This window comes from Bacillus sp. LR_5 (assembly GCF_042709275.1).
Map to the genome: position 1 here is coordinate 16,698 of NZ_JAVAXX010000061.1, position 11,318 is coordinate 28,015.

At 38.7% G+C, this 11,318-nt stretch carries 11 protein-coding genes and 1 pseudogene; 4 read left to right on the plus strand and 8 right to left on the minus strand.

Annotated features, from left to right (window positions below):
- Nucleotides 1-140 precede the first annotated feature (140 nt).
- Nucleotides 141-1,593, plus strand: a pseudogene (gene hpaB / locus RAC86_RS14790) (4-hydroxyphenylacetate 3-monooxygenase, oxygenase component).
- Nucleotides 1,594-1,657: 64 nt separating this feature from the next.
- On the opposite strand, the gene exlX reads toward hpaB, so the two are convergent.
- Both exlX and RAC86_RS14800 read right to left on the minus strand, forming a co-directional pair.
- Nucleotides 1,658-2,356, minus strand: a complete 699-nt coding sequence (exlX, locus tag RAC86_RS14795; RefSeq protein WP_072566377.1) for an expansin ExlX — start codon at nt 2,354-2,356, stop codon at nt 1,658-1,660.
- A gap of 263 nt (nt 2,357-2,619) precedes the next feature.
- Nucleotides 2,620-3,297: a YoaK family protein gene (locus RAC86_RS14800; protein ID WP_072566842.1), complete on the minus strand. Its 678-nt coding sequence runs from the start codon at nt 3,295-3,297 to the stop codon at nt 2,620-2,622.
- A gap of 170 nt (nt 3,298-3,467) precedes the next feature.
- Between RAC86_RS14800 and RAC86_RS14805 the strand changes: the two genes are divergently transcribed.
- Complete coding sequence (locus tag RAC86_RS14805) at nt 3,468-4,505, plus strand: polysaccharide lyase family 1 protein (RefSeq protein WP_014114006.1); 1,038 nt, start codon at nt 3,468-3,470, stop codon at nt 4,503-4,505.
- Between the two features lie 246 nt (nt 4,506-4,751).
- Here RAC86_RS14805 and RAC86_RS14810 read toward each other — a convergent pair whose 3' ends face one another.
- The 3 genes from RAC86_RS14810 to RAC86_RS14820 all read right to left on the minus strand — a co-directional run bounded on the left by RAC86_RS14810 (nt 4,752) and on the right by RAC86_RS14820 (nt 7,071).
- Nucleotides 4,752-5,525, minus strand: a complete 774-nt coding sequence (locus tag RAC86_RS14810; protein WP_072566378.1) for an acetoin reductase — start codon at nt 5,523-5,525, stop codon at nt 4,752-4,754.
- A 243-nt stretch (nt 5,526-5,768) separates the two neighbouring features.
- Nucleotides 5,769-6,200, minus strand: a complete 432-nt coding sequence (locus RAC86_RS14815) for a hypothetical protein (RefSeq protein WP_072566379.1) — start codon at nt 6,198-6,200, stop codon at nt 5,769-5,771.
- Between the two features lie 154 nt (nt 6,201-6,354).
- Nucleotides 6,355-7,071, minus strand: a complete 717-nt coding sequence (locus tag RAC86_RS14820) for an NPP1 family protein (protein WP_072566380.1) — start codon at nt 7,069-7,071, stop codon at nt 6,355-6,357.
- Nucleotides 7,072-7,327: 256 nt separating this feature from the next.
- Between RAC86_RS14820 and RAC86_RS14825 the strand changes: the two genes are divergently transcribed.
- Nucleotides 7,328-8,011 (plus strand): SOS response-associated peptidase, encoded by a 684-nt coding sequence (locus RAC86_RS14825; protein WP_072566381.1) that lies wholly within the window; start codon nt 7,328-7,330, stop codon nt 8,009-8,011.
- A gap of 374 nt (nt 8,012-8,385) precedes the next feature.
- Here RAC86_RS14825 and RAC86_RS14830 read toward each other — a convergent pair whose 3' ends face one another.
- The 3 genes from RAC86_RS14830 to RAC86_RS14840 all read right to left on the minus strand — a co-directional run bounded on the left by RAC86_RS14830 (nt 8,386) and on the right by RAC86_RS14840 (nt 10,756).
- The gene (locus tag RAC86_RS14830) at nt 8,386-8,688 is read right to left on the minus strand and encodes a hypothetical protein (RefSeq protein WP_041520976.1); all 303 of its coding nucleotides are present in this window, start codon (nt 8,686-8,688) and stop codon (nt 8,386-8,388) included.
- A 278-nt stretch (nt 8,689-8,966) separates the two neighbouring features.
- Nucleotides 8,967-10,145, minus strand: a complete 1,179-nt coding sequence (gene oxdD, locus RAC86_RS14835; protein ID WP_072566382.1) for an oxalate decarboxylase — start codon at nt 10,143-10,145, stop codon at nt 8,967-8,969.
- 122 nt (nt 10,146-10,267) lie between these two features.
- Nucleotides 10,268-10,756, minus strand: coding sequence for a DUF4944 domain-containing protein (locus RAC86_RS14840; protein ID WP_072566383.1), 489 nt, complete (start codon nt 10,754-10,756; stop codon nt 10,268-10,270).
- A gap of 343 nt (nt 10,757-11,099) precedes the next feature.
- On the opposite strand from RAC86_RS14840, the gene RAC86_RS14845 reads away from it, so the two are divergent.
- Nucleotides 11,100-11,222, plus strand: coding sequence for a PhrK family phosphatase-inhibitory pheromone (locus tag RAC86_RS14845; protein WP_072566384.1), 123 nt, complete (start codon nt 11,100-11,102; stop codon nt 11,220-11,222).
- Nucleotides 11,223-11,318: the final 96 nt, after the last annotated feature.

The window sequence follows — 11,318 nt, forward strand, 5'->3', positions numbered from 1 at the left end:
TTGTCTACATAGTATTTCAATTTGCTCTTTTTATTCAGACATACTAAAAAAGGCTTTTCCTATCTCAAATTAGCTGAACAGGCTGTTCTTTCGAAAATATAATACAATACGCAGCCTGATGTGAAGGAGCGAAACGCCAAATGGGGATCATCAATGGAAAAGAATTCATTGACCGATTAAATAAACTAGAAAACGAAATATGGTATGATGGCGAAAAATTAGAGGGTAACATTTCTGATCATCCTGCATTTAAAGGAATACTCAAAACGAAAAGCTCGCTTTAATGATTTGCAAACGAAGGATGAGTTAATCAATGAAATGACTTATCACCTTCCTGGAGATCTTGATCGAATCGGTCTCTCATATCTTCAGCCTAAAACCAAAAGTGATTTGAGAAAAAGAAGGAACATGATAGAACATTGGGCTAGACATACTCATGGAATGATGGGGAGAAGTCCGGATTATATGAATACGGTCATGATGAGCTTTGCATCCTCAGCAGAGCTTTTAAGAGATAAAGAAAATTGCTTTCCGGAACATATACTAGACATGTATCAGAAAGCTGCTAAACATGATCTTTCCTTTACCCATACATTCATTACCCCCCAAGTGAACCGGTCACAGTCCTATTTGGGGCTAAGTGAAAAACCGATATCTGCTAAAGTAATCGATAGAACTGAAAAAGGATTAATTATACAAGGTGCACGTTTGCTTGCGACTCAAGGCGGGTTAACTGATGAAATCTTGGTTTTTTCGGCACCGAAATTTTATTTTGAAAAGGATGAAGCTTTTGCATTTTCGATTCCATCTAATACAAAAGGTGTCAAATTCATCACAAGAGAATCATTTGTATTAAGCGATTCTGCCTTTAATCATCCCTTAAGCTCAAAGTATGAAGAAATGGATTCAATCGTAGTTTTCGATCACGTGTTAGTGCCATGGGATCGTGTGTTTTTTTACGATAATGTTGAAGCAGCTAAAGACTTTATGACGAAAAGCTCCTTTCATGCCTTTACCTTTCACCAGGTCGTCATTAGGCAAATGATCAAAATTGAATTTCTATTAGGAGTTGCACAGCTTCTGGTCGACACTATTAATGTTTCTGAATACCAGCACATACAAGAAAAGCTCTCTGAAATCATTGTTGGATTGGAAACAATTAAAGCACTTATTGACAAATCAGAAAATGATGCTCAGTTAGATGAATACGGCTATATGCGTCCCAGTTTAATTCCTCTTCAAGTCATCAGTACGATCATTCCTGCTCTATATCCTCGATTTACTGAAATCATACAATTAATTGGCGCTAGCGGAATGGTGACGCTGCCGACAGAAAATGCGTTTGACTCAGAGATACGGGAAGATCTTGACCAATACCTTCAAGCAACTAATACAAACGCTGAAGAGCGTGTGAAAATGTTCCGCTTGGCGTGGGATTTAACAATGAGTTCATTCGGAACAAGGCAAACACACTACGAAAGATACTTTTTCGGAGATCCTATTCGGATTTCAAGCAGACTGTACACCAGTTATCCAAAGCAGCAGCAAGTAAACATGATTAAAGCGTTTTTATATGCAGATGTTGATGATTGATATCTAATCTCTTCATGTAACGAAATGAAAAAAACAGCGGGAAAGGTCCGCTGTTTCGTATTTTTTATTCAGGAAACTGTACATGTCCCGGCACTGTATATGCATTAGACGTTCCGCTTTCAGGCAGCTTCGGAATGGTATCTTTCACAATTTTTCCGCGGATGTCAGTCATTCTGACTTTGAGAGAGCCTGTCCCTACATTAGTGCTGACAAAATGGTTATAGTCCATTTTCTCCATGTTAATCCACTTACCATCCTTTTCATATTCCATTTTCATCACAGGATACTTGTGATTTCTGACTTGAATTGCAGCCCACCATCTGCTGCTGCCTTCTTTGATCCGGTACGTGAAGTTGCCGCTGATTGGGGCTTTGACAACACGCCATTTAATATTGATTTTTCCGTCTTTCATATCGCCGATTTTTCGGAAGGCATTAGGTGACAGATCAAGAGCTCCCCGAGCGCCTTCAGGATACAGATCGGTAACGTAGACAATTGTTTTTCCTTTTGGCCCTATAACTTCCAAATAAGAGCCTGCAAGTGCCGCTTTCACTCCCCCGTAATTGAGATCTGCAGGATTTATTGCTGCAATCTCCATATCGGAAGGAATGGGATCCAGCAGGAAAGCTCCTCCTGAATAACCTGACCCTGTATACGTTGCATAGCCTTCATGCAGGTCGTCATATGCTGCCGAAGCTTGCGGGGAAAAACAAAAGATCATCAACAAAACCATACCAACAATTGCACTGATATTCTTTTTCATAAATCTCCTCCTCAATCCAGACTTCAAATGAGAATCATTATCATTATAAGACTCAATCCATCTGGTTTGAAAGAGGAAATAGATTCATAGATGATTTTAAGACAGATTCACTATCATTCATATATCAAAGGAAGGGTTTTTATGAAAAAGTCAATACGAATGAATGAGTATACCCATCAGCCAAATTCCTTATTTTTATTTGCTGAGCTGTATTCTCATAGCCATAAACGAAATGAAACGAGCTGTTGGCCTGATATCAGTTATTATTTTTCCCCGCTCAGTTTCAACTTAGCTGTCATCATGATGCCAAATATCAGCACAATCGGAACCCAAATGATGATATCATAAAAATCAGGCTCAGCTAAAGCTACAATAATAGCCCCCACACAATATAAGATAACAGCCAGCGCTCTTAACACAGCATCTCTTAAGAATGTCTTCTTCTGCTTCTTAAAAAACAAACGGCCGGATAAATCCTCTAAAAGAGAAGCCAATGTTCCGGTCAACACAGTTGAAGAAATACCTGCGATCCCCAGCTTTTTAGCTGCTATTGTTTGAATCCCCATGGAAATGCTCAAGAGAATAATAAGAATGTATACAGGAACAAAAGCCGAATAAAAAGAAAGACAAGCAAAGACAAACAAAATGAATGCTTCAAGTGCCAACGCTTTTGTCACAGCAGAAGGCCAAAGGGTATTCTCTGCCTTTCCGACCATCAGTGTTGAAATAATCACGCCGCATATAAATCCGATTAGCGCAGTCAAAGAATTAAAAACTGTAACCTGAAGGGATTTGCCGATCGCTAACCCAAATAATACAATATTTCCAGTCATATTCGCTGTGAACACATGTCCCAGGCTTAAATACCCGATTACATCCACGATTCCAGCTGTTAAACATAAAAGTGAAAGCAAGGTGTTTCGATAAGCTGCTGCAGTCAACGGTGCATCAATCCTTTCTTCTGTTTCAATTGTTAGTGTGTCTTTTAGCGCAATCTGTATTTTAAATAACCCGGCATTAATTAGGAAGATAGAACCTATCATTCCTTTTTATTTACTGTAATAATAATCCTTGCGAGGAAATTATTACATTTGAAAGGAAGCATATTGTGATGAAACGATTTTGTTTATGGTTTGCCATGTTCAGCTTGTTATTGGTTCTCTTGCCTGGAAAAGCGTTTGGAGCCGTCGATTTTCCAAATACCTCAACGAATGGCCTTTTAGGATTTGCCGGAAATGCTAAAAATGAAAAAGGCATTTCTAAAGCGAGTACAACGGGTGGAAAAAACGGTCAGATTGTTTACATTCAAAGCGTAAATGATTTAAAAACCCATCTAGGAGGATCCACTCCAAAAATTTTAGTGCTTCAAAATGATCTTTCCGCATCTTCGAAAACAACAGTTACCATTGGCTCAAATAAAACACTCGTAGGCTCTTATGCGAAAAAAACGCTAAAAAATATTTACTTAACAACTTCATCTGCCTCTGGAAACGTCATTTTTCAAAATCTAACATTTGAACACAGTCCACAGATAAATGGAAATAATGATATCCAGCTTTATTTAGATTCCGGCATCAACTATTGGATTGACCACGTCACATTCTCAGGCCACAGCTATAGTGCAAGCGGTAGTGATTTGGACAAACTCTTGTATATCGGAAAATCAGCAGATTATATCACCATCAGCAACTCAAAATTCGCGAATCATAAATACGGTTTGATTTTAGGATACCCAGATGATTCACAGCATCAATATGACGGCTATCCTCACATGACAATCGCCAACAATTATTTTGAGAACTTGTATGTAAGAGGCCCGGGTCTCATGAGATACGGATATTTTCATGTTAAAAACAATTACAGCAACAACTTTAATCAGGCGATTACGATTGCCACAAAAGCAAAAATATATTCCGAATATAATTACTTTGGGAAAGGCAGTGAAAAAGGCGGAATCCTCGATGACAAGGGCACTGGTTATTTTAAGGATACAGGCAGCTACCCTTCTCTCAACAAGCAAACCTCTCCGCTGACTTCCTGGAATCCCGGATCTAATTACAGCTACCGTGTCCAAACGCCGGAGTATACAAAAGAATTTGTCACGAAATATGCCGGATCACAAAGTTCAACTCTGGTATTTGGCTACTGACACAAAAGAGGCCTGCGTAAAAAAACGCCGAGCCTCTTTTTGTACTTATAGGCTATTTTTAAGCGATCTTGTTACACTCCTTCAAGTCAAGGGCCGATCAAACCAATCTTACCAAAAAGCGTATTTTCTTTTTCACAATAACTTCTCAACCGGCTTTCTTATTATATCAGGTTATCGCAAGTAAAAATTATCCATATGACAAAGTTTCAAAATAGATTCTTCTTTTTGTATGACATTTGTTTTTTATCATCTATAAATTAGACCGCCATCAGTTAATATCGCCTGGCCGGTAATGTAATCTGAATCATCTGAAGCTAAGAATGATACCAGATTAGCAACATCCTCAGATGTTTGATATCTTTTAAGGGCTATTTCCGAAGAAAATTTTTCAAAAGCTTCCCCCGGCTGCAAATCATCACTGTGTTTCACCATTTCTTCATCAATTCTGTCCCACATTTTCGTTTTTGCGACTCCGGGACAATATGCATTCACTGTTATTTTATACTTCGCCAGTTCTTTAGCAGCTGAATGTGTAAAAGACTTTACCGCGTGCTTCGTCGCTGAATAAGTGCCCAGCATGTCAAATGATTCGTGGCCCGCTATACTGCATGCGTTAATGATTTTTCCCTTTGTTTTTTGTTTCATAAACTGATCAGCGGCTGCTTGAGTGCCAAAGACAACTCCATTCACGTTAACCTGAAATAATCTATTCAGCTGTTCTTCTGTGATCTCCAAAAATGGTGAAACAGCTTCAATACCCGCATTGTTTACAAAAACATCTAAACGGCCAAACTGATCTACTGCTTCTTTAACCAAATTGTATTGGTCATCACGTTTCGATACATCACCTTTCACTCCAATCACATGAAACTGTTTCTCCTTGAAATCTGAAACAGTTTCATGTAGCAGTGCATCATTGATATCATGCAACACTACACGAAAACCATCTTGACATAGTCTCTCTGCGATGCCTCTTCCTAATCCTCCTGCAGAACCCGTAACTATCGCTGTCTTGGACATAAACATTCCCCTTTCGCAATGAGTTATCGTGACTATATATTTATTTTAACAAATCATTTTTTCTCTACTTCATTTAAACTGCAGAGACAAAAGAAAGCTTGGCTCTAATGCTCCCCGCCCTAGATGCCCATATCAGAGCTTTCTGCGCATAAAAAAACAATTGAATCAATGCCCTTTTCATTCTTATCTTTAGACAGTAAAAAAAGGCCACGTTTTAGATCGGCCTTCACATTCAAACTTTTATCAATATTCGTATACATTATCAAACTGATAACCGTATAAACCTTTAACTTTCACTTCTCCACAGTCTTGATCTTTCGTTAGCTCTAAATAATGATTTTTGAACGGCATTGCTTCGGCTTGATCAGTTGCGCTTAAATCAAAATGGTTGCCTGTGAAATTTTTCTCACTTAGCGTGATTTCATATCCTGATAAAGACAGGCGGAACATTCTAGCATGAATTGTGCATCCTTCTGCATCATAAATTGTGAATCGGTACCCGAACTGAGACGGAAACCTATTTGGATTTGACTCATCATACATCATGAACGATTTTTGATTTTCTGTCATCGTAAAACTAACTTTTTCCTCATTTTTCACAGTAGCTGCTGAAGCATTCCCTGCATGGATTGTCATCAAAAACAAAGCTAAGATTAACATTAAAAGCTTTTTCATTTCGTTTCCTCCAACCTTTTTATTTCAATATATTGGAATTGGAAACTTTGATCAATATAAACTTTACTAAATAAGTCTTTAGGGTCAGTTTCTTCAGCTTGTCATGAAAATGCTGAATGAATCTAATGACTAATCCAGCATCATACTTTATGAATTATCTAAACCATGCCTTTTCTAAGTGATTTGTGAAATTAGGATCATTAAAAGGGACATTCGCTTTACCGAAATCCGTTATATTTAAAGCATTTCTCGCTACCGGTGTTAAGTCTTCCCACCCGATTAATGGCTGAGTGCCCCCTGCATGATCACTAATATGCAGTTCATGATTTAAAGGCCATGTGCTGTCATAGGCAATTAATGGATGTGTATCCTTCATATTGCTTTCATTTGGTTGAACATTCGTAAATTTTCCGTGTCCGGAGTATGCAATTGATAAAACTTTCGGATTTTGATTAGCCGGATTGTCGATCCAAACTACGATTCCTTCCCAGTCATGTCTATGACCCAAACCTGGGGAAGCCTCATCCTTCGGAAAATACCAAGCATACATAATTGCCCACACATCATTGTACCAGGTAGAACGTGAATAAACTTGTCCAGTATGTTTGCTGCAACTCCCTTCAGGCGTTCCAGTTGGCTGTAACCCGCCACTCGTATTGCCTTGTGCATCTACTGCTGGAAAGGGCACACAGCCGCTATAAACCTTCAAATACGGCTGGAACCGTTTTGCGGCTTTTTGAGTAATAGAGGTTGGAGCCACTTCATTGAACCCTACTACTTTGTCATGATCGATGACAGCAGCATCAACTGTTGGAACTAAGCTGATAAAAGCGAAAAATGACATCAAAACAGCAAACACTATCTTCTTCATTTCATTTTCCTCCTTATCGCATTCGTTATGTAAAGCCTAAGCTGCAAAGTCATTATACAAATAATGGAACCCCGATTCAATCAAGTTTACAGAATCTTAAAACCAATAAACATAATCTCTACAATTGTTCTGCCACTCTATTGAATGAATACATTGCTTCTTTACATTCAACTGTTAGCCAGCAACCGTTTCGCCTTTTTGATTTTCATGTTTCCAGCCTGTACAATATTCTAAAACCCGAAAAAGGATGATGGACATGTGCGGCAGGTTTACTTTATTCTCTACATTTGATGATATTATTGACCAGTTTGACATCGATCAATTTTTGCCTAAAGACGAATACCATCCAAGCTATAATGTCGCACCATCACAAAACATCCTGGCAATCATCAATGACGGATCAAATAATCGCCTAGGCAAGCTTAGATGGGGTCTTATTCCTCCCTGGGCAAAAGATGAAAAGATCGGCTATAAAATGATCAATGCTCGAGCTGAAACAATAACCGAGAAACCGGCCTTTCGAAAACCGCTTGTCAGTAAACGCTGCATCATTCCAGCCGACAGTTTTTATGAATGGAAACGGCTTGATCCCAAAACCAAAATTCCGATGCGGATCAAACTGAAATCATCTGCTCTTTTTGCGTTTGCCGGGTTATACGAAAAGTGGAAAACACATCAAGGGGACCCTCTTTACACCTGTACAATCATCACAACTACGCCTAATGAACTCATGAAAGATATACACGACCGAATGCCGGTTATATTGACTCATGATCATGAAAAAGAATGGCTGAATCCTCTGAATACAGATCCGGATGATCTGAAAAACCTACTCCTGCCTTATGATGCTGATGACATGGAAGCATATGAGGTTTCACCATTAGTGAACTCACCTAAAAATAATTCACCTGAGCTTCTTGATGCACAGAATCGTATGTAGTGATAGAACAAAGTTTTTTTCTTAATGCCAATCCACCCTAGATATAATGAATATTTAGTACATAGATTAATTAGTTATTTTATACGATTGATTTAAAATAATATTATTATGTAAACAGAAATAATTAAGCAATGTAAACTCCTTCAGACAATGGGGTTTACATTGCTTATTCATCTAACCCTTTGCAGAACAGCAAAGGGTATTGTAGCATCTGAATGAAAATCTCTTTACTTTTCAGCTTTGTCAGAAAAATAACTGAACCACATTAAACTTACGAAACCTGCAGCACCCATGATTGTAAATATGATATAAGCCCATGTGGATAAATCCATACACTTCCCCACCTAAGAAATAAATTAAGGAATCTTTTATCTTCAATTAAGATCTACTTCTTTCTTTTTCGTGTCCAATTTAATACTAATAAAAATGTTGATGATTGCAGCTGGAAGATATAAAATTCCTACTCCCAGAATGCCTGAAATGGTACTTAAACTTACTATGTAACTTTTTGTCAAGGCTTGACTGTCAATCAAAATTAGAAGTGTAATCAATCCAGCTAAAACACCTACAAACCAAGCATTACCAAAAGCATAAGAATCATCCAACACTCCTAGCCATTGCCCCAATATTGAGATTCCAATAGCAGTAAAACTGGATAAGAAAGTGAGTGCTTTCATTCTCGCCCTCCGTATTAAAGCCATTCTCATTTTACGTAATCAACTGATTAAATATTTTGAAAACCGCTATAAATGGTCAATCAGTAATGGTTATCATTTCCACATGAACATTTTAAAGCCCATCACAATACAATGCAAGCAGAAAAACCCTACATAACGTATACATAGGGATTTAATAACTGTTTATTTATTTTAATGAAATACGCATGGCCACATTCAGCCTTACTGAGCTTTTAACTAAACAATAGTGAAAGCCATTGTAAGATCGGTTAACTTCTTTACGTGTCGGAATATTTCACAACAGGCACTTTCTTCTTACGCAGAGAATCGAGCATGACTGATCCAGCATTCAAGTTGCTTTGCACTAATTCTTTAGGCGTCAATGCCATCCACTGATTGAGGGATATATCTGCATAGCGGTCACTTTTGAACATTTCTAAAAACCATAACGTTTCTGTACCAGTGTTTTGTACATAATGTCCAGCATTAGAAGGCACGTATCCAACGTCGCCTGCTCTATAATCAAATGTGCGGGCAGTCCCATTCCCGATAAATACTGTCATGCGTCCCTGCCCTGTCAGATAATACTGCCACTCATCGCTATTGGGATGCCAATGAAGCTCTCTCATTGCGCCAGGCTCAATCTGAACAAGTGCTGCCGCGATGTTTTTAGAAATCGGGAAGTTGGAAGAGTCAACAATTCGTACGCTCCCCCCAGGCGTTTGAATGGGGGTTTGATTCAACAACTCATATTTGAAGGGCAAGGGGACTTTTCCGTAAGGTGACTGAATGTCTTCACTGGCGATTGATCCCGGCACATTCCCTTGATAGATATAGACTTGTTCTGAAGGAAGAGAGTGAAAAGCATTCTCCGGCACACCAAAATTTGCAGACAGAACATCTTTTGGCGTGTGCGCAAGCCAATCTGAAATGGTTAACGTTGAAAACTCAGAAAAGTTTCCATCGTCGAAAACGAGGAGAAATTCGCAATGTTCCAATCCTTGAATGGAATGCGGAATTCCTGCGGGAAAGTACCAAAGATCGCCAGGGCCAACATCAGCAATGAAATTTCGTCCTTCTTGGTCAACAGCGGTGATACGGGCCCGTCCCAAAAGCATATAAGCCCATTCCGCTTGTTTATGCCAATGAAGTTCGCGTACTCCTCCCGCAGTTAAGCTCATATTTACTCCTGCAATTGCGGTCGAAATCGGAAGCTGCCTGACGGTGATTTCACGTGACCAGCCGCCGTGATCTAATTTCATGGGAGCATCTGAGAATGAAAATCTCAAGTTAGGTATCATCCCTTCGTCTGTAAGAGGCGGAACAAGTATATTCGGATTTTGAATATCCCGCATCATATTTCGCGGACCCGCATCAATAGCTCCGGCTCCATCACTTCGAATAGGCTGCGGCACGTTTCTGTCATCATGATTGATTGGTTGTTTTTCCAACAGCAAGCACCTCGTTTTAGAAATTAACAAGTTTTTATTCCAGCCTATGCAGGGTTTCATATTGCTGTGCCTAGAATTCCGCAAATAAAAAAGTGACCGCCAATGTAGTCATCTATTCATCAAATAAGCTATCTTTTATACCATGGCTTCTTATGTAATTTGATTTCTTCTGTCTGTTTTTTCTCGCCTGTTTTCCACTCCACTTTCACCAATACATCATGTCCTATCACTTCATCTTCAGGCATATAATTAAAGGTAGCGATGTGGTCCTCCATATGTCCTCCCCCTGGCATTTCTTCACCAGTGTATTCTGATAAGTCGTACTCATCTATGTTATCATCTTGATACTTTTTGCCATCTACATACAGAGTAATTCTTTCAACAACAGTCCTTTTCTCGTCTTTCTTACTCCCCTGCCAATACAAATTTAAAAAGTAATTAGGTACAATTGACGTCTTGTCTGATTTTTCAAGGTTAGAAACCCACAGTCCGCTTCTTCCGCTACCCTCATATTTCACTTTGTTTCCTGAGATCATTACAGTGATTGCTGCGATACAGATTATCAAGAATGCAGCAATCATCAACAGCCATTTTTTCATGTTGTTCTTTTTTCTCATGTTTTTCCCCTCTTTCTTCACTCTTTAGTAGAAAAATGTGATCAAAATGTTACTGAAAAGAAAATAAAAAAGGAGCCAGTGATTCAACAGATGGCTACTCTAAACTTTTTGAACTTAAATTAAAGGGTTAGAGACAAAATTATAAACATGCTCTTACATGCATTTTTGTTTCATTGACAATCCTCAAAATCATTACATTATTTTACAAAAATCCCTATGATTAAGATAATATCTCAGAAGAGGAGTTGGTGAGCAAGATTGCTTTAGAAAAGGTTGCTACTGCGCTGAATAAATTGGTATATTGCGATCAAGACAGAGAAAATGAATCAGGTGAGGGAATCTTATGAAAAAACTAGTTCTTTGCGTGTCTATTTTAACTGTGATTTTAAGTGGAGTAGCTTTAACGCAATGGAGTACAGATACACCATCTAGCATCCAAGTATCTGAAAGGCCACTCGGAGGTTAAGGGGATGATCAATCGATATAGCCCACCTCATGAGAGTGGGCTTTTTAATTTTCCATTACTCCAAGCTTCCTACACTTTAAGCAGCATTAAGTTCAA

Coding starts and splice junctions, on each gene's coding strand:
- exlX (WP_072566377.1), bottom strand. CDS start 2,356: ATGAAAAAGAATATCAGTGCAATTGTTGGTATGGTTTTGTTGATGATC.
- RAC86_RS14805 (WP_014114006.1), top strand. CDS start 3,468: ATGAAACGATTTTGTTTATGGTTTGCCATGTTCAGCTTGTTATTGGTT.
- RAC86_RS14810 (WP_072566378.1), bottom strand. CDS start 5,525: ATGTCCAAGACAGCGATAGTTACGGGTTCTGCAGGAGGATTAGGAAGA.
- RAC86_RS14815 (WP_072566379.1), bottom strand. CDS start 6,200: ATGAAAAAGCTTTTAATGTTAATCTTAGCTTTGTTTTTGATGACAATC.
- RAC86_RS14820 (WP_072566380.1), bottom strand. CDS start 7,071: ATGAAGAAGATAGTGTTTGCTGTTTTGATGTCATTTTTCGCTTTTATC.
- RAC86_RS14825 (WP_072566381.1), top strand. CDS start 7,328: ATGTGCGGCAGGTTTACTTTATTCTCTACATTTGATGATATTATTGAC.
- RAC86_RS14830 (WP_041520976.1), bottom strand. CDS start 8,688: ATGAAAGCACTCACTTTCTTATCCAGTTTTACTGCTATTGGAATCTCA.
- RAC86_RS14840 (WP_072566383.1), bottom strand. CDS start 10,756: ATGAGAAAAAAGAACAACATGAAAAAATGGCTGTTGATGATTGCTGCA.
- RAC86_RS14845 (WP_072566384.1), top strand. CDS start 11,100: ATGAAAAAACTAGTTCTTTGCGTGTCTATTTTAACTGTGATTTTAAGT.